The sequence below is a fragment of the Janibacter zhangyanbonis genome, from assembly GCF_050507325.1.
Lineage (GTDB): Bacteria > Actinomycetota > Actinomycetes > Actinomycetales > Dermatophilaceae > Janibacter.
In genome coordinates this window covers 582,579-606,611 of the sequence record NZ_CP191481.1, presented here as the reverse complement: position 1 = coordinate 606,611, position 24,033 = coordinate 582,579, and the positions used below count along the sequence as shown (strand labels likewise).

23 protein-coding genes are annotated in these 24,033 nt (G+C 72.3%); 8 read left to right on the top strand and 15 right to left on the bottom strand.

All coding sequences use genetic code 11. The annotated features are described in order from the left end of the window. Positions 1–12: 12 nt before the first annotated feature. From ACQBJO_RS02985 to ACQBJO_RS02975, 3 genes are read right to left on the bottom strand one after another with little or no spacing between them, the layout of a single operon-like run. Complete coding sequence (locus ACQBJO_RS02985) at positions 13–1,539, bottom strand: class I adenylate-forming enzyme family protein (protein ID WP_421007198.1); 1,527 nt, start codon at positions 1,537–1,539, stop codon at positions 13–15. Next, positions 1,536–2,354: an SDR family oxidoreductase gene (locus ACQBJO_RS02980; protein ID WP_421007199.1), complete on the bottom strand. Its 819-nt coding sequence runs from the start codon at positions 2,352–2,354 to the stop codon at positions 1,536–1,538. Before ACQBJO_RS02980 ends, ACQBJO_RS02985 begins: the two co-directional genes overlap by 4 nt. Then, on the bottom strand, positions 2,354–3,115 hold the full coding sequence (locus ACQBJO_RS02975) for an SDR family oxidoreductase (protein ID WP_255185322.1): 762 nt from the start codon (positions 3,113–3,115) through the stop codon (positions 2,354–2,356). The genes ACQBJO_RS02980 and ACQBJO_RS02975 overlap by 1 nt, the downstream gene beginning before the upstream one ends. Positions 3,116–3,222: 107 nt before the next feature. On the opposite strand from ACQBJO_RS02975, the gene ACQBJO_RS02970 reads away from it, so the two are divergent. Beyond that, complete coding sequence (locus tag ACQBJO_RS02970; RefSeq protein ID WP_421007200.1) at positions 3,223–3,693, top strand: MaoC family dehydratase; 471 nt, start codon at positions 3,223–3,225, stop codon at positions 3,691–3,693. Here ACQBJO_RS02970 and ACQBJO_RS02965 read toward each other — a convergent pair. From ACQBJO_RS02965 to ACQBJO_RS02955, 3 genes are read right to left on the bottom strand one after another with little or no spacing between them, the layout of a single operon-like run. Beyond that, positions 3,683–4,192: a thioesterase family protein gene (locus ACQBJO_RS02965; protein WP_421007201.1), complete on the bottom strand. Its 510-nt coding sequence runs from the start codon at positions 4,190–4,192 to the stop codon at positions 3,683–3,685. The two genes, ACQBJO_RS02970 and ACQBJO_RS02965, sit on opposite strands and share 11 nt — an antisense overlap. After that, positions 4,189–5,142 (bottom strand): NADPH:quinone oxidoreductase family protein, encoded by a 954-nt coding sequence (locus ACQBJO_RS02960; RefSeq protein ID WP_421007202.1) that lies wholly within the window; start codon positions 5,140–5,142, stop codon positions 4,189–4,191. The genes ACQBJO_RS02965 and ACQBJO_RS02960 overlap by 4 nt, the downstream gene beginning before the upstream one ends. 47 nt (positions 5,143–5,189) lie before the next feature. After that, positions 5,190–6,191: an NADP-dependent oxidoreductase gene (locus tag ACQBJO_RS02955; protein WP_255185318.1), complete on the bottom strand. Its 1,002-nt coding sequence runs from the start codon at positions 6,189–6,191 to the stop codon at positions 5,190–5,192. Between the two features lie 135 nt (positions 6,192–6,326). Here ACQBJO_RS02955 and ACQBJO_RS02950 point away from each other — a divergent pair, with 135 nt between their 5' ends. Beyond that, entirely contained in the window at positions 6,327–7,112 is a 786-nt protein-coding gene (locus ACQBJO_RS02950) for an SDR family oxidoreductase (RefSeq protein ID WP_421007203.1), read from the top strand. 19 nt (positions 7,113–7,131) lie between these two features. On the opposite strand, the gene ACQBJO_RS02945 is transcribed toward ACQBJO_RS02950, so the two are convergent. Genes ACQBJO_RS02945 through ACQBJO_RS02930 form a run of 4 tightly spaced genes read right to left on the bottom strand, consistent with a single transcriptional unit; the run spans position 7,132 to position 10,764 of the window. After that, positions 7,132–7,812: a TetR/AcrR family transcriptional regulator gene (locus ACQBJO_RS02945; RefSeq protein ID WP_421007204.1), complete on the bottom strand. Its 681-nt coding sequence runs from the start codon at positions 7,810–7,812 to the stop codon at positions 7,132–7,134. A 10-nt stretch (positions 7,813–7,822) separates the two neighbouring features. Continuing rightward, positions 7,823–8,839: a phosphotransferase family protein gene (locus tag ACQBJO_RS02940; RefSeq protein ID WP_421007205.1), complete on the bottom strand. Its 1,017-nt coding sequence runs from the start codon at positions 8,837–8,839 to the stop codon at positions 7,823–7,825. Next, positions 8,836–10,056, bottom strand: coding sequence for an acyl-CoA dehydrogenase family protein (locus ACQBJO_RS02935; RefSeq protein ID WP_421007206.1), 1,221 nt, complete (start codon positions 10,054–10,056; stop codon positions 8,836–8,838). Before ACQBJO_RS02935 ends, ACQBJO_RS02940 begins: the two co-directional genes overlap by 4 nt. Before the next feature lie 39 nt (positions 10,057–10,095). Then, positions 10,096–10,764, bottom strand: a complete 669-nt coding sequence (locus tag ACQBJO_RS02930) for an HAD family hydrolase (RefSeq protein WP_421007207.1) — start codon at positions 10,762–10,764, stop codon at positions 10,096–10,098. Between the two features lie 131 nt (positions 10,765–10,895). Here ACQBJO_RS02930 and ACQBJO_RS02925 point away from each other — a divergent pair, with 131 nt between their 5' ends. The 3 genes from ACQBJO_RS02925 to ACQBJO_RS02915 are packed head-to-tail and all read left to right on the top strand — an operon-like array spanning position 10,896 to position 13,679. Then, complete coding sequence (locus ACQBJO_RS02925) at positions 10,896–12,212, top strand: MFS transporter (protein ID WP_421007208.1); 1,317 nt, start codon at positions 10,896–10,898, stop codon at positions 12,210–12,212. Then, positions 12,209–13,021 (top strand): enoyl-CoA hydratase-related protein, encoded by an 813-nt coding sequence (locus ACQBJO_RS02920; protein WP_421007209.1) that lies wholly within the window; start codon positions 12,209–12,211, stop codon positions 13,019–13,021. The genes ACQBJO_RS02925 and ACQBJO_RS02920 overlap by 4 nt, the downstream gene beginning before the upstream one ends. A gap of 55 nt (positions 13,022–13,076) precedes the next feature. After that, positions 13,077–13,679, top strand: coding sequence for a dienelactone hydrolase family protein (locus ACQBJO_RS02915; RefSeq protein WP_421007210.1), 603 nt, complete (start codon positions 13,077–13,079; stop codon positions 13,677–13,679). Positions 13,680–13,682: 3 nt separating this feature from the next. Here ACQBJO_RS02915 and ACQBJO_RS02910 read toward each other — a convergent pair whose 3' ends face one another. From ACQBJO_RS02910 to ACQBJO_RS02900, 3 genes are read right to left on the bottom strand one after another with little or no spacing between them, the layout of a single operon-like run. Further along, positions 13,683–14,642, bottom strand: a complete 960-nt coding sequence (locus tag ACQBJO_RS02910; RefSeq protein ID WP_421007211.1) for a phosphotriesterase family protein — start codon at positions 14,640–14,642, stop codon at positions 13,683–13,685. A 55-nt stretch (positions 14,643–14,697) separates the two neighbouring features. Further along, complete coding sequence (locus ACQBJO_RS02905) at positions 14,698–16,038, bottom strand: MFS transporter (protein ID WP_255185308.1); 1,341 nt, start codon at positions 16,036–16,038, stop codon at positions 14,698–14,700. 28 nt (positions 16,039–16,066) lie between these two features. After that, positions 16,067–16,591, bottom strand: coding sequence for a methylated-DNA--[protein]-cysteine S-methyltransferase (locus ACQBJO_RS02900; RefSeq protein WP_421007212.1), 525 nt, complete (start codon positions 16,589–16,591; stop codon positions 16,067–16,069). Between the two features lie 79 nt (positions 16,592–16,670). On the opposite strand from ACQBJO_RS02900, the gene ACQBJO_RS02895 reads away from it, so the two are divergent. After that, the gene (locus tag ACQBJO_RS02895; RefSeq protein ID WP_421007213.1) at positions 16,671–17,660 is read left to right on the top strand and encodes an NADPH:quinone oxidoreductase family protein; all 990 of its coding nucleotides are present in this window, start codon (positions 16,671–16,673) and stop codon (positions 17,658–17,660) included. Positions 17,661–17,739: 79 nt separating this feature from the next. On the opposite strand, the gene pepN is transcribed toward ACQBJO_RS02895, so the two are convergent. Beyond that, positions 17,740–20,217, bottom strand: a complete 2,478-nt coding sequence (gene pepN, locus ACQBJO_RS02890; RefSeq protein ID WP_421007214.1) for an aminopeptidase N — start codon at positions 20,215–20,217, stop codon at positions 17,740–17,742. A 135-nt stretch (positions 20,218–20,352) separates the two neighbouring features. Between pepN and ACQBJO_RS02885 the strand changes: the two genes are divergently transcribed. Next, positions 20,353–22,671, top strand: coding sequence for a molybdopterin cofactor-binding domain-containing protein (locus ACQBJO_RS02885; RefSeq protein WP_255185304.1), 2,319 nt, complete (start codon positions 20,353–20,355; stop codon positions 22,669–22,671). A 10-nt stretch (positions 22,672–22,681) separates the two neighbouring features. Next, positions 22,682–23,158, top strand: a complete 477-nt coding sequence (locus tag ACQBJO_RS02880; RefSeq protein ID WP_255185303.1) for a (2Fe-2S)-binding protein — start codon at positions 22,682–22,684, stop codon at positions 23,156–23,158. Positions 23,159–23,169: 11 nt separating this feature from the next. Here ACQBJO_RS02880 and htpX read toward each other — a convergent pair whose 3' ends face one another. Then, a complete protein-coding gene (htpX, locus tag ACQBJO_RS02875; protein ID WP_421007215.1) occupies positions 23,170–24,024 on the bottom strand; it encodes a zinc metalloprotease HtpX in 855 nt (284 codons plus the stop codon). Positions 24,025–24,033 lie beyond the last annotated feature (9 nt).

Genomic DNA, 24,033 nt, shown 5'->3' with positions numbered 1-24,033 from the left:
CGCTCCCTTCGGTCAGGTGGTGGGGGTGGTGGCCCGGGCGGGCCGCTCACCGGAGGTGGCGATCGTCGGGCGGTCGAGGGCCCGCTTGAGGATCTTGCCGGTGGCGCCCTTGGGCAGCTCCTCGACGAGCTGGTAGATCCGCGGCACCTTGTAGGCCGCCAGCCGCTCCTCGAGCCAGGCCCGCAGCGCAGCCGGCTCGATGTGCGCACCGGGCTGCGGGGTGACGACGGCGGCGATCTCCTCGCCGAGCCGCTCGTCGGGCACGCCGACGACGGCGGCCTCGCGGATGTCGGGGTGGCCGTAGAGGACCTCCTCGATCTCGCGGGGGTAGACGTTGTACCCACCGCGGATCACGAGGTCCTTCTTGCGGTCGACGATCCACAGGTCGCCGTCCTCGTCCATGCGACCGATGTCGCCGGTGAGGAACCACTCCCCCTCGAAGACCGCGGCGGTCGCCTCGGGCCGCTGCCAGTAGCCACTCATGACGTAGGGACCGGCGATGGCCACCTCACCGGTCTCGCCGGGCGGCAGCTGGTTGCGGTCGTCGTCGAAGATCGCGAGCGCACCGCCGGGCAGGGCCCGGCCGACGCTCATCTCCTTGCGCGGGAGGTCGGACCGGTTGAAGGTCGCCGCCCCCGCGGTCTCGCTCAGGCCGTAGCCGTCGAGGACGACCGCGCCGAAGCGGTCGCGGAAGGCCTTGGCCACCTCGAGCGGCAGCGCCGCGCCCCCCGAGCACGCCAGGCGAAGGGAGGTCAGGTCCTGCGGGGTCACGTCGGTGTCGGCGTGGAGCATGGCATTCCACATCGTCGGGACCCCGGCGACCGAGGTGAGCTGCTGGTCGGCGGCCATGCGCAGCAGGCCCGCCGGGTCGAAGGGCCGCTGCAGCGACAGGCAACCGCCGGCCGTGTAGACGGTGAACATCACCGACGACTGGCCGAAGACGTGGAAGAGCGGCAGAGCCGTGCCCATGCTCTCCCGAGGCCCGAGGTCGAGCGCCTCGGCGAGCGAGGCACCGCAGCCGAGGAGGTTGCCGTGGGTGAGGATCGCGCCCTTGGGGGCTCCCGTCGTGCCCGAGGTGTAGAGCAGCACGGCCGGGTCGTCGGTGCCGACCGACGCCGGCTCGGGCGTGCCCTCGGGCTGCGGCACGCACCCCGGCTCGAGGACCCAGGCGTCGAGCCCACCCTCCTGCGCGGTCGCGGTGAGCGCCTGTGCCCCCTCGTGCCAGCCGATGGCGAAGGAGCAGCCGGCGTCCTGGACGAAGTGGGTCAGCTCGCGCTGGGTGCACAGCGGGTTGACCGTCACGGCGGTCGCCCCGAGGGCGAGGAGGGCGTGGTAGGTCAGGACGAACTCGGCGCTCGTCGGGACGACGACGAGGACCCGGTCGCCGGGACGCACGCCCCGGCGGGTCAGCTCCTCCATCGCGCCGCGGATGCCCGTGCGCAGCTCGTCAAAGGTCCACGAGCGCTCGCCCTCGCGCAGGGCGGGGGCGTCGGGCGTCGTGTCGGCCCAGCGCCACATCAGCTCGGCGGTGCCGGTCATCGCGTGCTCTCCCTCAGGTGGTGCTGGTAGCGCTGCATGCCGCCGATCCACCGGTCGTGGTCGTCGACCTTGCGCCGGAGGAACTCGCGCACGTCCTCGTGCGGGGTGATGAGGAAGCGCCCCTCGGTGACGGCGGCCAGCACCTGGTCGGCGACGTCGCTCGGGGCGAGCACCTCACCGGCCCCGGTGACCGCGGCCGCGGCGACCCGTCCCCCTTCGTCGTCGCCGGAGGTCATGCCGCTGCGCAGCAGGTCGGTGTCGACACCCATGGGGCACAGGCAGCTGACGCCGATGCCGTCGTCGCCGTAGGTCACGGCGAGCCACTCGGCGAAGGCGACGGCGCCGTGCTTGGTGACGGAATAGGTCGCCGAGCCGATCTGCGTGAGCAGCCCTGCGGCAGAGGCGGTCGAGACGAAGTAGCCGGTGCCGCGCTCGACCCAGCCGGGCACGAGCTGACGGGCGGCACGCACGTGCGCGAGGAGGTTGATGTCGAGCGCGGCCTGCCACTGGGCGTCGGTGGCCGAGAGGCCGAGGCCGTCGCCGATGCCGGCATTGGCGAAGAAGAGGTCGACCGGGCCGTGGGCCTCCTCGGCGGCCGCGATCATCGCGGCGATGACCTCGTCGCTCGACGCGTCACCGGCGACGGCGGTCGCGCCGAGGCGCTCGGCCGTCGCGACCACGCGGGCCTCGTCGAGATCGGAGACGACGACGTGGGCACCCGCGTCGACGAGGGCCTGCGCGATGGCGGCACCGATGCCACCGGCGGCGCCGGTGACGACCGCGACCTTGTCCTGGACCTGCATCGGGGCGCCCATCAGTCGCACGGCCCGCCGGCGACGTAGAGGACCTGACCGGTGGTGAAGCCGGCCCCCTCGCTCGCGAAGAAGGACGCCGCATGGGCGATGTCGGCCGGGGTGCCCGTGCGGGCGACCGGTGCGGCCGCGCTCGCCTGCGCCTTGAGGTCCTCGAAGGAGATCCCGATGCGCTCGGCCGTCTCGGCGGTCATCTCGGTCTCGATGAAGCCCGGGGCGATGGCATTGGCCGTCACGCCGAACCTGCCGAGCTCGATGGCCAGGGTCTTGGTGAAGCCCTGCATGCCGGCCTTGGCTGCCGAATAGTTGACCTGGCCACGGTTGCCCTGGGCGGAGGTCGAGGAGAGGTTGACGATGCGGCCGTGGCGCTGGGCCGTCATGTGCGTCTGGCAGGCGCGGGTCATGAGGAAGGCCCCGCGCAGGTGCACCGCCATGACCGCATCCCAGTCGGCGACCGACATCTTGAAGATGAGGTTGTCGCGGATGATGCCGGCGTTGTTGACCAGGACCGTCGGCGGACCGAGCTCGTCGGCGATGCGCTGCACCGCCGCGGCCACCTGCTCCTCGTCGGAGACATCAGCCCCGACGGCCAGGGCACGGCCCCCGTCGGCGGTGATCTCCTCGACGACGGGCACGCAGGCCGACTCGTCGAGGTCGAGGACGGCGACGGCCATCCCGTCGGCGGCCAGGCGGCGGGCGACGCCCGCACCGATGCCCCGGGCCGCGCCCGTGACGACGGCGACGCGCTGCTGGTCAGTGGTCATGTGAGAGCTCCTGTGGTCTCGACTGCCGGATGCCCGTGACGCTACTTGAAGCCGGGTTCAAGTTCAACTAGGTTCGAGGGACAAGACCGTGACCGAAGGAGCTCACCGTGACCCAGACCGCGCAGTACCACCCCACGTCCGTGCAGGACCTCAAGGACCTCGTCGGCACCGAGCTCGGCCCGACGCAGTGGCACGTCGTCGACCAGGCGAAGATCGACGCCTTCGCCGACCTCACCGGCGACCACCAGTGGATCCACGTCGACCCGCAGCGGGCGGCGGGCTCCCCCTTCGGCTCGACGATCGCGCACGGGCTCTACAGCCTCTCGCGCACGCCGGCCTTCCTCGAGGAGCTCATGGCCTTCGACGGCTTCGCCCACAGCCTCAACTACGGCTACGACAAGGTCCGCTTCATCCACCCGCTGCCGGTGGGCTCGCGGATCCGCCTGCGCGCCGAGCTGGCCTCCGTCGAGGAGACCGGCCCGGGCGCGGTCAAGGTCGTCACGACCCTCACCGTCGAGGCCGACGGCATCGACAAGCCGATCCTCGTCGCCGAGTCGATCGGCCGCTTCAGCGCCTGATGCCGATGGCCCCGCACGTCGGGGCCGGCCACGGCAGCGCCGTGTGGGCCTCCACGAGCTCGTCGATCCGCTCGGCGATCGTGGGGGCCCACGCGCATGCCCGGCGGGTCGTCAGGTCGACGTGCGCCTCGAGGACCTCGAGCGAGTTGGCCACCCGCCCGGTGGTGCGGTCGACGACGAAGGAGATCGCGTGCATGACCTTGTCGCCACGGGCCACCCAGCGCAGGTGGACGCTCACCTCGTGGCCGACGTGCACCTCGCCGAGGAAGCGCAGGTGCTGCTCGACGCTGAAGACGCTCCACCCGGTCTCGGCCCGGTAGGCGTCGTCGACCCCGAGCGCCCGCAGTGCCGCCTCGGCGCCGCGCAGGTGCAGGTCGTAGTAGCGGGCGACGTTGACGTGCCCGTTGACGTCCTCCCACTCCGGCGGGGCCGTCTCGACGACCGCCGCCGGGAGGGCGAGGACCTCCTGGACCGAAGGGGGTGCCGCCACCGTCGTCATGGGAGCAGCAGCACCTTGCCGGTGACCTGTCGCGTCTCGAGGGAGGCGATCGCCTCGGCGGCCTGGTCGAGCGGGTAGGTCGTGCCCAGCACCGGGTCGAGGGCGCCGCTGCGCAGGTGCGGGAGCATCGCCTCCCACTCGGTGCCGATGTGGCCGGGACGGGACATCGCGTAGGCGCCCCAGCCGACCCCGACGACGCTGATGTTGTTGAGCAGCAGCCGGTTGACCTTGACCTCCGGGATGCTGCCGGCGGTGAAGCCGATGACGAGCAGGCGGCCGTGCTCGCGCAGCGAGCGCAGCGAGTCGGTGAAGCGGTCGCCGCCGACCGGGTCGACGACGACGTCGACGCTCGCCTTGCCCACCGCGTCGAGGAAGCCGTCGGCGAGGACGACCTCGTCGGCACCCGCCGCCCGGGCGATCTCCCCCTTCGCCTCGGTGGAGACGACCCCGATGACCTTGCCGGCGCCGAAGGCCTTGGCCATCTGGATCGCGGCGGTGCCGATGCCGCCGGCGGCGCCGTGCACGAGGACGGTCTCGCCCTCGGCGAGGTGGCCGCGCTCGAGCAGCGCGAAGTAGACCGTCGCGTAGTTGAAGGTGAAGGCGGCGCCGGACTCGAAGCCGACCTCGTCGGGCAGGTGGAAGGTCAGGTCGGGCTGGGCCTGGACGACCTCGGCGAAGCCACCGAGCATCGACAGCGCCGCGACGCGGTCACCGGGCGCGAAGCCGCTGCCCTCGGGTGCGGCCGTGACGACACCGGCCACCTCGGCCCCCGGGACGAAGGGGAGGTCGGGCTTCATCTGGTAGAGCCCGCGGGTCTGGAGCAGCTCGGGGAAGGCCACGCCGGCGGCCCTGACCTCGATCGTCACCAGACGCGGGTCGGCCGGGGCGGGGACGTCGACGACCTCGACGGCCTGCGGCCCCTCGAGGGAGGAGATGTGGATGGCGCGCATAAGAAATCCTTTCGGTGGTCGAGGTGCGAGGGACGAGCCTCGAGACCTCAGACCTTGAGCAGCAGCTTGCCGGTGTTGACCCCGTCGAAGAGGCCCAGGAGTGCGTCGGGGAAGGCGGCGACGCCGCCCTCGAGGATCGTCTCGGTGGCGACAAGACGCCCGTCGCGGATGAGCTCGCTGATGCCCGCGATCGCCTCGGCGTAGCGGTCCTCGTAGTCCATGACGACGAAGCCCTGCATGCTCGCGCGGAAGACCAGCAGGGCCATGTAGCGCCGCGGCCCCTCGGCGAGGGTCTCGTCGTTGTAGGTCGAGATCGCGCCGCAGATGGCGATGCGCGCGCCGTGGGCGAGGTTGGCCAGGGCGGCGTCGAGCAGCTCGCCGCCGACGTTGTCGAAGTAGACGTCGACGCCGTCGGGCGCTGCCCGGCGCACCTGGCGCAGCAGGTCGCCGTCCCGACGGTCGATGACCTCGTCGAGGCCGAGCTCGCGCAGCCAGGCAACCTTGTCCGGGCCACCGGCGACGCCGATGACCCGGCACCCCTTGGCCTTGGCGAGCTGCGCGACGGTGGACCCGACGGCACCGGCCGCGGCGGAGACGAGGACGGTGTCACCGGGCTGGGCCCGGCCGACGTCCTCGAGCCCGAACCACGCGGTCATGCCCGGCATCCCGAGGGCACCGAGCCAGGTGCTCATCGGGGCGACGTCGAGGTCGAGGTGGGCGACCCCCGTGCCGTCCGAGATCGCGTACTCGCGCACCCCGAAGGTGCCGCTCACGACGTCACCGACGGCGAAGTCGTCGTGCTGGGAGGCGATGACGGTGCCCGCGCCGAAGGCCCGCATGACGGCACCGATCTTCACCGGCGGCAGGTAGGAGCGCACGTCGTTGAGCCAGCCGCGCATCGCGGGGTCGAGGGAGATCTGCTCGAGCTCGACGAGGAACTCCCCCGGTCCCGGCTCGGCGACCTCGGTCGTGGCGAGCTCCCAGGTGCTCGCATCGGGGCGGCCCTGCGGACGGGCGGCGAGGCGGATCTCCTGCGAGGTCCGGGACATGTGAGCTCCTGTGGTCGACGTGCCGGTGTGGCGCCAGCCTGTCACAACGTGAATCCGGCTTCAACTACTGTTGAACCCTGATTCAGGTCACGCTACGGTCGACGGGACAACCCCCCTTCGAGCGTCAGGACCAGCATGGACCTCACCGCACTCTTCTCCCTCGAGGGCCGCATCGCCCTCGTCACCGGCGGCAGCCGCGGCATCGGCCGGATGATCACCGAGGGCCTGCTCGCGCAGGGCGCCACGGTCTACATCACCGCCCGCAAGGAGGAGGCCTGCCGGGCCACCGCCGCCGAGCTGTCGCAGCAGTACGGCGAAGGGCGCTGCATCGCCCTGCCCTGCGACGTCTCGACGACCGCCGGGATCGGTGCGCTGCTCGAGGCCTTCGGCGAGCACGAGGACCACCTCGACGTCCTCGTCAACAACGCCGGCGCGGCGTGGGGAGCGGGCTTCGACGAGTTCCCCGAGAGCGGCTGGGACAAGGTCATGGACCTCAACGTCAAGGCGCCCTTCTTCCTCACCCAGGCCGCCAAGCCGCTGCTGCTCGCGGGCCGTGAGCGCAGCGGGCACCTGGCCAAGGTCATCAACATCGCCTCGATCGACGGGCTCTCCCTCAACCCGCTCGAGACCTACAGCTACCACGCGAGCAAGGCTGGCGTCGTGCACCTGACGAAGCGGATGGCCGTGCGGCTCGCCCCGGAGGGCATCGTCGTCAGCGCCATCGCGCCGGGCGCCTTCGCCTCGTCGATGAACAAGGAGGCCCGCGACCAGGAGGCCGAGACCGCCGCGCAGATCCCCTCCGGCCGGATCGGCCGCGACGAGGACATGGCCGCCGCCGCGGTCTACCTCGCCTCCGACGCCGGCGACTACGTCGTCGGCAGCACGCTGACCGTCGACGGTGGGGTCAACGTCGCCCGATGAGGCCGGTCGGTCCTGCGCGTCAGTCGGCGCGCAGGACCGGCTCGGTCAGGCCGAGCGCATTGGTCCACAGGCGGGTCGCGGTCGCGACGACGTCCTCGACCGTCTCCGGCCCGCCGATGACGAAGATGTCGTAGGCGAGGCGGGCGACCATGCCCGACAGGGCCATCGCCGCGAGCTCGGGGTCGACGTCACGGTCGGCCAGGCCGCGCTCCTGCAGGTCGCGGATCGCCCGCGAGTTGCGGGCGACGAAGGCCTCGCTGCGCGCGCGGCGCATGTCGCGGAAGCGCGGGTCGACGGCCGCGACCTGCTGGAGCAGGGCGTTGAGCTTCGCATTGCGGCGGAAGGCCTCGAAGTAGGCGCGGTTGCTCGCGGCGATGATCGCGATCGGGTCGTCGGTCGCCTCGATCCGGTTGGTGCCGGGGTGGAGCATGTCGCTCTGCGCCTCGTGGAGGACGGCGGCCAGGACCTCGTCCTTGCTGTCGAACCACGTGTAGAAGCTGCCGATCGAGCACTTCGCCTCCGCCGCGATGTCGACGAGGCGCGAGTCGACGTAGCCGTCACGCTCGAAGACGGTGCGCGCGGCGGCGATCAGGGCGTCCCGGGTGCGCTTGCCCCGGGGGGTCTGGGGCAGCGTCCCGAGCTTGGCGGCGTCGACGAGGTCAGGGACCTCGGGGACGGCGGAGTCGGTGTCGCTGGGCATGGCGGACACCCTAGTCCGCGTCGAGGACGGCGTGCGCACACGCGACGAGCTCGTCGACCGCCTCGGCGGGGATGCGGCCCATCGCGGTGAGGTTGCGCGGGTCGTCGAGCTGTCGGCGACGCACCCCCTCGAGGATGATCGCGAGCTTCCACAGCCCCAGGCCGTGCCAGAAGGGCACGTGGGTGACGTCGCGCCCGGTGGCCGCGACGTAGCGCTCGACGAGCTCCTCCCGCGTGGCGAAGCCCTCGACCATCGAGGCGTCGAAGCGCATCGTCGGCGGGTCGCCCGGCTGCGGCCAGTAGGCGAGGACCGTGCCGAGGTCGGCGAGCGGGTCGCCGAGGGTGCACAGCTCCCAGTCGAGGATCGCCCGCACCGACGCGTCGTCGGGGTCGACGATGACATTGCGCAGGTGGCTGTCGCCGTGGACGAGCACGACCTCCCCCGGCTCCGGCTCGAGCGCCCGCAGGCGCTCGGTGAGCTGCTCCAGCGCCGGCAGCTCCCGGGTGCGGGAGAGCTCCCACTGCCCGGACCAGCGCTTGAGCTGGCGGGCGGCATAGGGCTTGTGGCTCGCCAGGTCGTCGAGCCCGACCGCGGTCAGGTCGACGCCGTGGATCCGGCCGAGGGTGTCGACGAGCGCGAGCCCGATCGCATGCCGGGCCGCCGGCGCGAGCGCCTCGGCGTCGGGCCGCTCGTCGACGACCGTGCCCTCGACGTGGGACACGGCGAGGACCGGCACGTCGGTGACGCTCGGGTCCTCGCACAGCCCGAGCACCCGCGGCAGCGGGACGTCCGTGCCCTGCAGCGCCGAGAGGATCCGGTGCTCGCGGGCCACGTCGTGGGCCGAGGCGAGCAGCTCACCGAGGGGCGGCCGACGCAGGACCAGCCGCTCCCCCTTCGCATCGGTGACGAGATAGGTGAGGTTGGACTGGCCCAGGCCGACGCGCTCGTAGGTCAGGGGCGCCTGCAGGCCGACCCCGAGACCGACGAGCCAGCCGGTCAGCGCGTCCTCGCGCAGCCCCTCGGTCACTTCTTGCCCCACTCCGGGCTGCGGCGGCGGTACTCGCGGCGGGCGATGGTCATCTTGTGCACCTCGTCGGGCCCGTCGGCCAGGCGGAGGGTGCGCATGTGGGCGTACCACTGGGCGAGCGGGAAGTCGTCGCTCACGCCACCGCCGCCGTGGACCTGGATCGCCCGGTCGAGGACCTTCAGCGCCACCTGCGGCGCGGCCACCTTGATGGCGGCGATCTCCGTGCGGGCGACCTTGTTGCCCACCGTGTCCATCATGTGCGCGGCCTTGAGCGTCAGCAGGCGGGCCATCTCGATCTCGATCCGCGCCTCGGCGACCCAGTCCATGATGTTGGCCCGGTTGGCGATCGGCTCACCGAAGGTCACCCGCGACTGGGCGCGGTCGATCATCAGGTCGAGGGCGCGCTCGGCGACGCCGATGGCGCGCATGCAGTGGTGGATGCGGCCGGGGCCCAGGCGGGCCTGGCTGATCATGAAGCCGTCGCCCTCGCCCGCGAGCAGCGCCTCGCGCGGCACGCGCACGTGGTCGAACTCGACCTCGGCGTGACCCTCGCGGTCCCAGTAGCCGAAGACGGGCAGGCCGCGCAGGATCTTCACGCCCGGGGCGTCGATCGGGACGACCATCATCGACTGCTGACGGTGGGTCGGGGCGTCGGGGTCGGTCTTGCCCATGACGATGAGGACCTTGCAGTTCTTGTGCAGGGCGTTGGAGGTCCACCACTTGCGGCCGGTGATGACGTACTCGTCGCCGTCGCGGACCATCCGGGTCTCGACATTGGTCGCGTCGGAGCTGGCGACGGCCGGCTCGGTCATCGCGAAGGCCGAGGCGATCTCGCCCGCGAGCAGCGGCTTGAGGTAGCGCTCCTTGTGCTCGTCGGTGCCGAAGAGCGTGAGCACCTCCATGTTGCCGGTGTCGGGGGCATTGCAGTTGATCGCCTCGGGGGCGATCTCGATGCTGCGCCCGGTGATCTCGGCGAGGTGGGCGTACTCGAGGTTCGTCAGCCCCGGCCCCCACTCGGGGTGCGGGTGGAAGAGGTTCCACAGACCCTGGCTGCGCGCCTCGGCCTTGAGGTCCTCGAGGACCTGCGGGTGGTGGTTGGCGTCGCCGGAGGCGCGCATCTGCTCGCGGTATACGCTCTCGGCGGGGTAGACGTGCTCGTCCATGAAGGCGAGCAGGCGGTCGCGGTAGTCCTGGCCGCGGTCACTGAGGTCGAACATCGTGGGGTCCTTTGGTGAGTGGTTCAGGGGCGAAGGGGGTCACGCTGCGGTCGGCGTCGGCAGGCCGAGGGCGGCCCGCACGCGCGGGATGGTCTCGTCGGCGGTGCGGTGGTGGATGCCGCGGATGTCGAGGCGGGCGGCCCCGACGAGGTTGTGCTCGAGGTCGTCGACGAGCACGCACTGCCCGGGGTCGACCCCGAGCCGCTCGCAGGCGATGCGGTAGATCTGCCGGGAGGGCTTGCGCACCCCGACCTGACCGGAGATGACGGTGACGTCGAAGAGCTCGTCGAGGTCGACCCGGGCGTAGCAGTCGCGGCCCAACGAGTTGGAGACGAGCGCGACGGGCACGCCGGCGGCGCGGACCTCGCGCACGAGGTCGATCATCGGCTCGTCGAGGTCCATGTGCTCGGCGAGGCGGGCGAGCAGGCCGCGCGGCTCGGGGTGGCCGCCGGCCTCGGTGAGGGCGGCGGCGAAGGCGTCCTCGAAGCCCTCGTCGTCGAGGCGGCCGACCTCGTGCTCACCCAGCGCGGTGCGGGCCCCCTCGTGGGTGGCGAGGAGGCGCAGACCGGCGTCCGGGTCGAGCCCGATGTCGGTGGAGAGCGCACCGAAGGCGGCGCGGAGGGGGACGGTGAGCACTCCCCCGAAGTCGATGAGCAGCGCTGCGGCACAAGCGGTCTCGCCCGCTGCGGCATCCGACGTCGTCGTCATGGTGCGCATCCTCTGGTCGGTCGGCTCTGGTCGTCCGTGGTCCTCACAGGTATACTTGAACTCGGATTCAGATACAAGCCGACGAAGGGGTCGACATCGCCACCGCACCCGCCACCGAGCACCGGGGCGCCGTGGCGAGCGCGATCGCCGTCCTCTTCGGGGTCACCGGCATGGGCAGCGCGGCCGTCGCCGTCGCCCTGCCCACCCTCGCCGACGACCTCGAGCTCACCGCGGGCCGGGCAGCCCTCGTCGTCAGCTGCTACTCCCTCGCCCTGGCCGTCGGCAGCGCGATCTGCGGTCGGCTCGGCGACCTCCTCGGCATCCGACTACCCCTGCTCGTCGGGCTCGGCGTCATGGTCGCCGCGGCCTGCGCCGGCGCGCTCGTCGACAGCCTGCCGGCGCTCATCGCGACCCGCACCCTCCAGGGGCTGGGCGCGTCGGCGATCCCCGCACTCACCCTCGCGGCGGTGCAGGCGCTCTTCGCCGGCGACGCGCGAGCCCGGGCACTGGCCACTTATGCCGGGGTGGGCGGCACGGTCAACGCGCTCGGGCCGGTCATCGGCTCGGCGCTCGTCGACCCCTTCGGCTGGCGACCGGTCGTCGCGATCCCGCTCGTGACGCTCGCGCTCGTGCCCGTCGCCTGGCGCCACCTGCCCACCGAGCGGCAGCCGGGCGCCACCCTGGACCCCGCCGGCGTGCTGCTCGTCGCGCTCGCCGCGACCGGCGCGGTCCTCACGCTGCAGGCCGCCACCCTCGGCCGGGCCGTCGCCGTCGGCGGCGCGGTGCTGCTCCTCGTCGCCGCCCCGGTCGTCGTGCTGCGCTCGCGGGGCACCCCCTTCGGCATCGTCCCGCTGGCGCTCGTGCGCAGCGCCGCCGCCCGCCGCTCCCTACTCACCGCGGGCAGCCTGTCGTCGGCGTGGTTCGGCATGCTCGTCGCCGTCCCGACGAGCCTCGCCGCACGCGGCTGGACCGGCGTGCAAGTCGGGCTGATGCTCCTGCCGGCCGCAGCACTCGGGGTCGTGGCACCGCGCATCACCGGGCCGGCGCTGCTGCGGCTCGGGACCGCCCGCGCCCAGCTCGTCGCGACGACCGGCGTCACCGCGGCCGTCCTCGTCGCCGCCGTCGGCACGACCCTCGCCCAGCCGGCCGTGCTCGTCGGCGCGACGCTCGCGCTCATGCTCTCCTTCGGGCTCGGGCAGCCGGCGATGACCGCCCTCGTCGCCGACTCCGTGCCCGCCCGCACCCGCGGCAGCGCACTCGGCCTGCTGACGCTGTGCTTCCTGCTCGGCGGCAGCCTCGGCGCGGCCGCCGTCGGCGGGCTCGGCGACGTCATCGGGTGGCCCCGCTCGCTGCTGCTGCTCGCTCTGCTGCCGGCCCTCGGCGCCCTCGCCTTCGCCCGCCCCCGTCGTCCCGCCGTACCCGACCCGACCCCGCAGGAGTGCCCATGACCACCCCCACCGACCACGTGCTGCTCGACGTCACCGACGGCATCGCGACGATCACGCTCAACCGGCCGGAGCGACGCAATGCCATGTCGCCGGAGATGGTCGAGCGCCTCGGCGAGCTGCTCGCGCAGACCGAGGCCGACCCCGCCGTGCGGGTCCTCGTCCTCACCGGCGCCGGTCGCGCCTTCTGCTCCGGCGGCGACGTCCAGCAGTTCGACGCCGACGGTGGCGAAGGGGGTGGCGCCAGCGAGGTCGACCCGGCGGCGGTCGCGGAGCAGCTGCGCCACCAGGAGCTGACCGTCGGGCGGATCCACGCCTTCGCCAAGCCGGTCGTCGCCGCCCTGCCGGGCGCGGCCGCGGGCGCCGGGCTGGGCTTCGCGCTCGCCGCGGACCTGCGGATCGGCACGCCGCGCACGGTCGTCGCGACCGCCTTCGCGAGCATCGCCCTGTCCGGGGACTTCGGTGTCGCCTGGCTGCTCGAGCGACTCGTCGGGCCGGCGACCGCCCGCGAGCTGATGTTCCTCAACCCTCGCCTCGACGGGCAGGCCTGCCTCGACCTCGGGCTGCTCAACCGGCTCGTCCCCGAGGAGGAGCTCGAGGCGCGCACCCGTGAGCTCGCCGAGCAGCTGGCGGCCGGCTCGGCTGGCACGCTCGCGAGCATCAAGCGCAACCTCCTCGAGGCACCCGGCCAGACCCTCGCGGAGTCGATGGCGGCCGAGGTGCCGCGGCACAAGGCGTGCGGCCTGACCGCCGACCACGTCGAGGCCGCCCGGGCCTTCGTCGAGAAGCGGCCGCCGGTCTTCAAGCGCTGACCGGACGGCGGCTCGCTGACGCGACGTTGTCGGCGCCCGGGTCTACGGTCGGGACATGGCACAGGTACTGCTCTTCCCGTCCGTCCTCGGTGCGCGTCAGGGCATCACCGACCTCGCCGACGCCCTCACCGGCGCGGGCCACAGCGTGACCACCGTCGACCACCTCGAAGGCGTCACCTTCGACGACTACCCGACCGCCGCAGCCCGCTCGCAGGAGATCGGCTTCCCCGCGCAGATGGCCTACGCGCTCGAGGCCGCGCGAGCCGTCGAGGGCGCCTTCGTGGCCGTCGGCTTCTCCAACGGCGCCGCGATGGCCCAGTGGATCGCCGCACAACGCCCGGCCGACGCCCGCGGCGTCATCATGGTCGGCGGCGGCATGCCCATGCGCCACCTCGAGGCGACGTGGCCGCCCGGGGTGCCGGGGCAGGTCCACGTGACGGCCGGCGACCCCTTCCACGAGGAGGACCGGCAGTTCGACCCGATGGTCGACGAGCAGCTCCAGGACGACGTCGAGCACGCCGGCGGCGCCTGGTCCTACGTCGAGTACCAGGGGGACGGCCACCTCTTCAACGACCCGACGCTGCCGGCGGAGTACCAGCCCGAGGAGGCCCGCATCCTCACCCGACGGGTCATCGAGTTCGTCGACGAGGTGGGCTGAGCCTCACTCGAAGTAGCGGCGCGGGTTGTGGACGAGCATCGTGTCGATGTCGGCCTCGCTCGCGCCGCCCTCGAGGAGGGCGGGCAGCACGTCCTGGCTGATGTGCCGGTAGTTCCAGCGCGGGACGACCTGCCGCTTCGCCTCCGGGTCGAACCAGTCGATGAAGCACGACGCGTCGTGCGCGAGCACCATGCGTTCGGCGTACCCGCGCCGCAGCAGCTCGAGCACCGTCGCGATGCGGTCCTCGAAGGGCAGCAGCACGTCGAGGCCGAAGCGGTCCATGCCCAGGAGGGAGCCGGCGTCGGCGACCGTGCACAGGTAGTCGACATCGGTCGAGTCGCCGCTGTGACCGATGACGACCTTCGTCAGGTCGGCCCCCTCCTCGGCGAGCACCTGCTGGGTGACCAGCCCCGACTGCGTGTGCGGGTTGGTGTGCACGGTGATGGGGGCGCCGGTCTGCACGTGGGCCTGGGCGACCGCGCGCATGACCCGCTCGACGCCGGGGGTCAGGCCCTGCTCCTCGATGGCGCACTTGAGGAAGCCGGCGCGGACCCCCGTGTCGGCGATGCCCTCGGTGAGGTCCTTGACGAAGAGCTCGGTGAGCGGCTCCGGCACGTCGAAGAGCAGCCCCGGCCCGGTGTAGTGGAACTGGAAGGGGATCTCGTTGTAGGTGTAGAGGCCGGTCGCCACGACGACGTTGAGGTCGATCTGCTCCGCGACCCGCTGCACGCGCGGCAGGTACCGGCCCAGGCCGATGACCGTCGGGTCGAGGATCGTGTCGATGCCCAGGCCCTTGAGCTCGGACAGCTGGGTCACGGCGTCGGCGACCTTGGCGTCCTCGTCCCAGTCGGACTCGTAGTTCTGCCGGTACTCCTCCCCCACGACGAAGATGTGCTCGTGGGCCAGCACCCGGCCCAGGTCGGCGGAGTCGATGCTCCCGGTCACGGTGGGGACGGCGGCCATGCTGACTCTCCTTCGAGTACGGGTGGCCCGAGACTATGCCCACCTGAACCTCGTTTCAAGTATCGAGCGCGCGTCCTCGCGTCTCGGGCAAGAGGAAGGCCGCCGCGGCCGCGACGACGAAGGCCGCGGTGAAGATCGTGAAGACGAGGACGTCGCCGCCACCTCGCTCGAGGAGCACCGGCACCACGAGCGGCGCGGCGATCGAGGCGAGTCGCCCGAAGCCCGCAGCCGCACCGGCTCCCGAGCCGCGCACCGCCGTCGGGTAGATCTCGGGCGTGATCGCGTAGAGGGCGCCCCAGGCGCCGAGGTTGCAGAAGGAGAGGGCCGAGCCCGCGACGATGATCGACGTCGCCGAGTCCGACTGCCCGAAGAACCACGCGGCCACCGCCGAACCCAGCAGGAAGAGGGCGAGCGTCGAACGCCGACCCCAGGCCTCGACGAGGACCGCCGCGAGGGCATAGCCCGGCAGCTGGGCGAGCGTGATGACCAGCGTGTAGCCGAAGGAGGTCGTCACGTCGTGGCCCCGCGCGACGAGGAGCGAGGGGATCCACAGGAAGGCGCCGTAATAGCTGAAGTTGACCCCGAACCACACGAGCCAGATGCCCAGGGTGCGGCGGCGCAGCCCACGCGACCACAGGCCCGGCGCCGGCTGCGGGACCGGCTCGGCCACCGCAGCGGGCACCCCCTTCGGGCTCGTGGGCGGCGCGACTACCCCCGCCGACGCCTCGAAGCCGCGCACCACCCGCTCGGCCTCCTCGCGCCGGCCGCGGCGCTCCAGCCAGGCGGCCGACTCGGGCAGGCCGAAGCGCACGACGAGCGCGTAGGCCGCCGGGACCAGCCCGAGGGCCAGGCCCCACCGCCAGCCGTCGTCGCCGCGGGGCACGACGTAGAAGCCGATGACCGCGGCGAGGATCCAGCCGAGCGCCCAGAAGGACTCGAGCGCCACGACGAGGCGACCGCGGATGCGCGTCGGGGACAGCTCGCTGACGAGGGTCGAGGCGACGGGCAGCTCGGCGCCCAGCCCGAGGCCGACGACGAGCCGCAGGACAAGGAAGGCCGCGAGCCCGCCGACGAGGGCGGACGCGCCGGTGGCCAGCCCGTAGACGAGCAGGGTCGTCGCGAAGACCGCCCGCCGACCGAAGCGGTCGGCCAGCCACCCGCCGACGGTCGCGCCGATCGCCATGCCGATGAAGCCGACCGTGACGATCCACGACCGCTCGCCCGTCGTGAGGTCCCACTGGTCGGCGAGGACGACGATGACGAAGGAGATCAGCCCGACGTCCATGGCGTCGAGGGCCCAGCCGGTCCCCGACCCGACGAGCAGGCGGGTGTGGCGGCGGGTGTACGGCAGCGCGCCGAGGCGCTCGGCTCGCGACGGGGTGGGGGTGGTGCTCATGCGGCGACGGTAGCCCCGACGCCGTCGCTCAGAAGAGCGCGTCCCGCTCGACGGCGCTCGGCTCCTCGAGGGCGAGCAGGGTGCGCTTGCGCTCCAGTCCGCCGGCATAGCCGGTGATCGACCCGTCCGCACCGATGACCCGGTGGCAGGGGACGAGGATCGAGATCGGGTTGGCCCCGACGGCGCGGCCGACGGCCTGGGCCGCGCCCCCCGTCTCCCGGGCGAGGTCGCCGTAGGTCACGGTCTGCCCGTAGGGGATCCGCTCGAGCAGCGCCCACACCTGCCGGTGGTGCGCGCCGCCGCGCAGCTCGTAGGCCACCTCGAAGTCCCGCCGCTCGCCGGCCAGGTACTCGCGCAGCTGGTCGGCGAGCGCGGCGACGACCGGCTCCTGCGCCACGTCGACCCGGGGGCCGTGGTCGGCACCGTCGGGCAGGGTCCAGTGACCAGGGAAGTAGAGGCCGATGAGCACCGCTCCCCCGCCGTCGCGGGCGTCGTCGACGACGGCGGTCAGCTCACCGAGGCTCGTGGAGATGCGGGCGTGCCGGGTGGTCATGGTGTCGATCTTCGTGGATGTGCTCACACCCTGCAGACGCGTGGGCGGGACGGGGTGTGAGGTCGGTAGCCTCCGCGACATGACGATCCGTGCATGGCAGGCCCAGCAGCTGGGCGACCCCTCCGAGGTGCTCCGCCTCGTCGACCTCCCCGAGCCCACCCCCGGGCCGGGCCAAGTGCGGGTCGCGGTGCGCGCGAGCGCGGTCAACTTCGCCGACACCCTCATGTGCCGCGGCGAGTACCAGGTCCGGCCGGAGCCCCCCTTCGTCCCGGGGTTGGAGGTCTGCGGTGACGTGCTCGAGGTCGGCGAGGGCGTCACCCACGTCGCCGTCGGCGACCGCGTGCTCGGGGGCACCGCGGTGCCCGCGGGCGGCTTCGCCACCGAGTGCCTCATGGACGCGGCGAGTACCTTCTCCGCACCGGCCGGGCTCGACGACGCCGCGAGCGCGGCACTGATGATCAGCTACCAGACCGGCTGGTTCGGCCTGCACCGCCGGGCCCACCTGCGGGAAGGGGAGACCCTCCTCGTCCACGCCGCCTCCGGAGGCGTCGGGTCGGCTGCCGTCCAGCTGGGAAAGGCGGCCGGGGCGCGGGTCATCGGCGTCGTCGGTGGCGCGGACAAGGTCGAGATCGCCCGTGACCTCGGCTGCGACGTCGTCGTCGACCGTCGCGAGCAGGACGTCATCGAGACGGTCAAGGAGGCGACCGACGGCCGCGGCGTCGACGTGGTCTACGACCCCGTCGGCGGCACGGCCTTCACCCAGAGCACGAAGTGCATCGCCTTCGAGGGCCGGATCATCGTCGTCGGATTCGCCAGCGGCCGGGTCCCCGAGCCGCGGCTCAACCACGCCCTGGTGAAGAACTACACGATCCTCGGGCTGCACTGGAGCCTCTACCAGCAGCACGACCCGCAGTCGGTGCTCGACGCCCACGCCGAGCTCGTGCGCCTGGCCGACGCGGGGCAGGTCGCCCCGCTCGTCGCCGAGACCTACGACTTCGCCGACACCCCGGCCGCGCTCGCCCGCCTCGCCGGCGGGTCGAGCACCGGTCGGATCGTCATCACCGCCTGAGACCTCCGCATTTCCTTGAGGTCGTGCGCACCCGGGTTCGCATGTCCTTGAGGTCGTGCACACCCGGGTTCGCATTTCCCTAAGGTCGTGCGGCGGGGAAGGCGCGGCGTGAGGCCAGGGCCTCCTCGAGCTCGGACTGCGCGTCGACGATCGAGCGCCGCACGCCCTGGTCGATGTCGGTGCGCGCCAGCGTCGCTCGCGACAGCTCGAGGGTCTCGTCGCTGACGAAGCGCGATGGGTAGGTCATCGCCGCCACGCGGGCGAGGGCGTCCTCGCCGAGCCACACCCGCATCGGCGGGACGTCGGCGAAGTAGCGCTCGACGTAGGGCTCGACGAGCGAACGGTCGGCCGGCCCCCAGAAGCCCGCGGCGATCGCGACGAGTTCGTGGTTGCTGCGCTCATGGTTGGTCGTCAGGTCGGCCCAGGCCGCGGCCTTGCCCTCCTCGGTGGGGATCGCGGCGCGAGCGGTGAGTGCGCCGAGCTGCCCCGACATCGTGCGGTCCTGCGCCAGGGCCTCGTCGACCTCGGCCGCGCCGATGAGACCACGACGGGTCAGCTGCCCGATGAGGATCCACCGGAAGTCGGCATCCCCGTCGAGCCCCGCCGGCAGGTCCCGGCCCTGCGACCACGGCACGAGCCGACCCTCGATGTCGTCGCTCGTGCGGGCGACGAGCCGTGCGGCGTGCAGCGCGAGCGAGGAGCCGGGCTCGGCCGTGGCGAGCACCTGCTCGCCGACCTCGGCCAGCCGCGCCCGCGCCGCGTCCTGCTCCTCCTGCGGCAGCAGGACCCGGATGACGCGGTTGGTCAGGTGCAGGCCGGCGCGGGAGAAGATCGAGTCATTGGTCTCGGTGACCAGGGCCGCCTCGCCGAGGTCGACGAGCAGGCGCGGGTCGACCTGGGCGAGCGCGACGCCGTCGCGCAGGCCGACCCAGATGACGGCTCGCGCCTGGGCATCGGTCATCGCCGGCAGCTCGGTGCGCAGTGCGGCGAGCGACTGCTCGTCGAGCAGCGGGGTGGCCCAGGTGCGGTCGCCGGCATTGGGCAGCACGAGCGGGGCGGCGAGGTCGACGCCCTCGAGCGGGGCCGAGTCGGCGTCGAGGGTCAGGGTCGTGCGGGAGGTCTCGGCGCCCTGGGCATAGGTCGCGACGTCGACGGCGTGCGGCCGCTGCGCGGGGTGCCCCGCGGGTGCCTGCCGCGTGACCGTGCCGGCCGTCCGGTCGACGGCGATGGTGTCGACGCCGGAGGTCTCGAGCCAGGCGGCGCTCCATGCCGCGAGGTCCTGCCCGCTCGCGCGGGACATCGCCGCGAGGAAGGCCGCGAGCGTGCCGTTGCCGAAGGAGTGCGCGGTCAGGTAGTCGCGGATCCCCTCGAGGAAGGCGTCGTCGCCGATGAACTCGATGAGCTGGCGGATGACGGCGGCACCCTTGGCGTAGGAGATGCCGTCGAAGTTGGCCAGGGCCGACTTCGCGTCGGGCGCGGGCGAGCCGGCGACCGGGTGGGTCGACGGCGAGCGCTCGGCGCCGTAGCCCCACGACTTGCGCGACATCGTCGAGTCGACCCAGGCCTCGGTGTACTCCGTCGCCTCGACGAGGCAGCGATGGGCCATGTACTCGGCGAAGGACTCGTTGAGCCACAGGTCGTCCCACCACCGGGGGCTGACGAGGTCGCCGAACCACATGTGCGCCATCTCGTGGCTGATCGTGTTGGCCCGGGTGAGCATCTCGTCGCGGCCCACCGCCCCGCGGTAGAGGTAGGCATCGCGCAGGACGACGCACCCCGGGTTCTCCATCGCGCCGGCGTTGAACTCCGGGACGAAGACCTGGTCGTAGTCGTCGAAGGGATAGCGGATGCCGAAGATCGAGTGGAAGTAGTCGAAGCTGCGTCGGGTCACCTCGAGCATCTCGGGCGCGTGCTCCTCGAGCTGCTGGCGAAGGGAGCGCCGCGCCCAGAACCCGAGCTTGATGCCGTCGTGCTCGTCGGTCACGGACACGTAGGGGCCGGCGCACAGGGCGACGAAGTAGGTCGACAGCGGCTGGGTCTGGGCGAGGTGCCACACCCCGCCGTCGGCGATCGTGCCGGAGCCGTTGCCGATGACGTGCCACTCCTGCGGCGCCTTGACGCACACCGCGTAGGGCGCCTTGACGTCGGGCTGGTCGATGCACGCGAAGACCGCCGGGGCGGCATCGAGGAAGAGGTGGCTGAAGACGTAGTCCTCCCCGTCTGCAGGGTCGGTCGCCCGGTGCAGCCCCTCGCCGTCGTGGCTGTAGGCCATCGTCGCCTCGACCTCGACGACGTGCTCCCCCACGGTCACCGTCAGGGGCAGCCGCCCCTCGGCGAGGGTCGCCACGTCGATCTCGGCGCCGTCGAGGCTCGCGCGGTGCAGGGTCCGCGGCTTGACGTCGACGAAGGTCGTGCCGTCACCGCTCGCGGTGAGGTGGATGCGGGTCACCGACCCGAAGGTCTGCGGCCCACGGTCGAGATCGAGCTCGACCTCCATGAGCGACACGGTGAGCAGGTCTGCGCGGGCGACGGCTTCGTCGCGGGTGAGGGAAGGCACACCGGCATCCTGTCACCCCCTTCGTCCGAAGGGGATGAGTCACATCGTGGACGTCGTCGGCTCTCCGGTCGCGAGACCCCACCGACAGGTGTCTACTGCTCGGTAGCGACAGCGCCGTCGACCATGGGAGACATCGTGACCGAACCTCAGCCCAGCATCGAGAGCACCTCGTCGGGCCCGAGCCGTCGTGCCTTCATGGGCTACGTCATCGCCGGGGCCACGCTCGTCACCGGGGCCGAGATGAGCCTGGGTGCACCGACCGCGGAGGCGGTCGTGCCCACCCCGCCGCAGCCGGCGGAGATCCTCGATCTCAACGACCTGCTCACCCTCGCCGCGGCCCCGACGGCCGCCCTCATCACGGTGACGATCGGCACCGACGGACGCGCCTCCTTCGCCCTGCCGCGGGCCGAGGTGGGCCAGGGCATCGTCACCTCCACCGCGATGATCATCGCCGAGGAGCTCGACCTGCCCGTCGACCGCGTCGACGTCACCCTGGCGCCGGCCCGACCGGAGCTGCTCTTCAACCAGCTGACCGGCGGGTCCAACACGACGATCTCGACCTACACGCCGATCCGAGTCGCCGCCGCGCTGGCCCGACAACAGCTGCTCAAGGCCGCCGCGACCGTCCTCGGGACCACGGTCGACGCGCTGACCATCAAGGCGGGTGTCATCACCGACGCCGTGGGCAATGCGCTCACCTTCGGCGAGCTGTCGTCCAAGGCGGCGGCCACCACGACCACCCGGGCCTCGGTGACCCTCAAGGACGCCTCCGATCGCACCGTCGTCGGCACCCCGCAGGGGCGGACCGACGCCCGGGACGCGGTGACCGGCGCGAAGACCTTCGCCATGGACGTCAAGGTCCCCGACGCCCTGCCGACGATGGTCTGCCGACCGCCGACGCACAACGGACGCCCCGTCGCGCTGCGCAATGCCGCCGACATCGAGGCCATGCCGGGCGTCACCGACGTCGTCAAGGTCGCCACCGGCATCGCGGTGCGCGCCCGGACCTTCGGCCAGTGCATCGACGCGATCCAGCAGATGGACGTCGAGTGGGAAGGGGGCCGCCTCGCCGGCGCCACCGACGCCTCCGTGCTCGAGGGCGTGAAGAAGGCCGAGCTGCCCATGCTCACCCCCAAGGTGTCGCTGCTCGCCAAGAAGATCGACGCTTCCTTCACCTTCCGCTTCCGCAGCAACTCCTCGCTCGAGCCCAACTGCGCGATCGCCGACGTGCGCTCCGACTCGGCGACGATCTGGGGCTCGCTGAAGTCGCCCGTCGTCGCCCAGGAGAACATCGCGCTGGAGCTCGGCCTGCCGGTGTCGAAGGTCAAGGTCCACGTCACCCAGGGCGGGGGCTCCTTCGGGCGCAAGCTCTTCCACGACGCGGCCCTCGAGGCCGCCCGCATCTCGAAGGCGATGGGCAAGCCGGTGCGCCTGATGTGGCACCGCGCCGACGAGCCCCGGCAGGGCCGGCTGCACCCGATGGCGACCTCTCGTGTCCGGGCGGCCTACCTCGGCGGCGAGGTCCTCTCCTTCGAGCAGAAGCACACGAGCGTCACGACCGACTTCGGCCACGGCCTCGGCGACATCATCACCAACCACGCGGCCAAGCTGCCCGTCGGCCAGATGACCTTCGCGCAGACGATCTTCGCCCTGACCCAGGAGGTGCCCTACAACTTCGGGGCCGTGAGCCAGACGCTCACCGAGACCGACGACCGCTTCAACACCGGCAGCATGCGCCAGATCTACTCCCCCGACGTGCGCTGCGCCAACGAGCTCGTCATCGACGAGCTGGCCCGGCGGATGCGGATGGACCCCGTCGCCTTCCGCCGGAAGTTCCTGCGGGACAAGCGCACCCGGGCCGTGCTCGACAAGGCCGCCGAGGTCGGCGAGTGGGGCCGCTCCCTGCCCGACGGCGTCGCCCAGGGCATCGCGGTCCACAAGGAGTACAAGGGCGCGACCGCCTGCCTCGTCGAGATCGACTGCCGCCCCGAGACGGTGAACCGCACGGTCCGCGATGCCGTCACCGGGCCGCGGGTCACCAAGGTCGTCTTCGCCGTCGACGCCGGCCTGGTCATCAACCCCACGGGCCTCGAGGCCCAGATGCTCGGTGGCGTCATGGACGGCATCGGCCTGGCCCTGACGACGAGTTGCCACCTCGAGGAGGGCCACTTCCTCGAGGCCAGCTGGGACAACTACTTCTACACGCGGCAGTGGAACGTCCCACCCGAGATCACCGTCGAGATCATGCCGTCGGACTCGCAGCAGCCCGGCGGCGCGGGCGAGGCGGGCGTCGCGTCGAGCTTCGCCGCGATCGCCTGCGCCTACGCGCGCGCCACGGGCCGCATGCCGACCGAGTTCCCCATCAACCACCCCGACCCGATCAGCTTCGAGGTCAAGAGCTTCGTCCCATCCGTCCCGCAGTCGCCGACCGACGGCCTCGACCACACCCGCTGAGGAGCGCGCCATGTCCAGCCACACCTTCGTCCTCAACGGCGAAAAGGTCACCGTCGACGTCGAGCCGGGCGTGCGCCTGCTCTGGGTCCTGCGCGACGTCCTCGGGGTCACCGGCCCCAAGTACGGGTGCGGGATCAACGTCTGCAAGGCCTGCACGAGCCACATCAACGGCAAGGCCTTCAACCCCTGCGCCGTGCCCGTCGACCAGATCAAGGAGACCGACGAGGTCACGACGATCGAGGGTCTCGCCGACACCGTCGACGGCGACCTGCACCCCATGCAGGAGGCCTGGATCGAGCACGACGTCGCGCAGTGCGGCTACTGCCAGCCGGGCCAGATCATGGCCGCGGTCGCGCTCGTGCGCAAGGTGCAGCGCGAGGGCCGCGCGATCACCGAGGCCGACCTCGACACGATCCGCAACGTCTGCCGCTGCGGGACCTATCCGCGCATCCGCGACGCGATCAAGGACGGCGCGCAGCGCATGTGACGGGCCACGGGTCACCGCAGGTGGTGGCCCCCGGCCATGCCCTCGAGGCGCGCGATCCGCTGGTCCATCGGCGGGTGGGTCGAGAAGAGCTTGCCCACGTCGCGGGCGCTGAAGGGGTTGGCGATCATCATGTGACTCGCGTTCTGCAGCTGCGGCGTCGGCTCGAGCGGCGCGCGCTGCACGCCCCCCTCGAGCTTGCGCAGGGCCGACGCCAGGGCGAGCGGGTCACCGGTGAGCGTGGCGCCGTCCTCGTCGGCGTCGTACTCGCGGGTGCGCGAGATCGACATCTGGATGACCATCGCGGCGATGGGCGCGAGCAGCGCGACGGCGATGCCGGCGATGGGGTTGCGGTCGCGGTCGCCGCCGAACCACAGGGCCATCGAGGCGACCGAGGAGATGACGCCGGCGATCGCCCCGGCGACCGAGCCGGTGAGGATGTCGCGGTTGTAGACGTGCATGAGCTCGTGGCCGAGCACTCCGCGCAGCTCGCGCTCGTCGAGCAGCTGGAGGATGCCCTCGGTGCAGCACACGGCCGCGTGTTGGGGGTTGCGGCCGGTGGCGAAGGCATTGGGCGCAGCGGTCGGGCTGACGTAGAGCCGCGGCATGGGCTGCCCGGCGCGCTGGCTGAGCTCCTCGACGATGCGGTACATCTGCGGGAACTGCTGCGGGTCGGCGGGCTGGGCGCGCATCGCCCGGATCGCGAGCTTGTCGGAGTTCCAGTAGCTGTAGGCGGTCGTCGCCAGGCCGATGAGGGCGAAGATCCAGACGTAGCGTGCACCGGCGAGGGCGTAGCCGACGAGGATGAGCAACGCGAAGATCGAGCCGAAGAGGCCGGCGGTCTTCAGACCGTTGTAGTGGTTGTGCATGTCATCCCC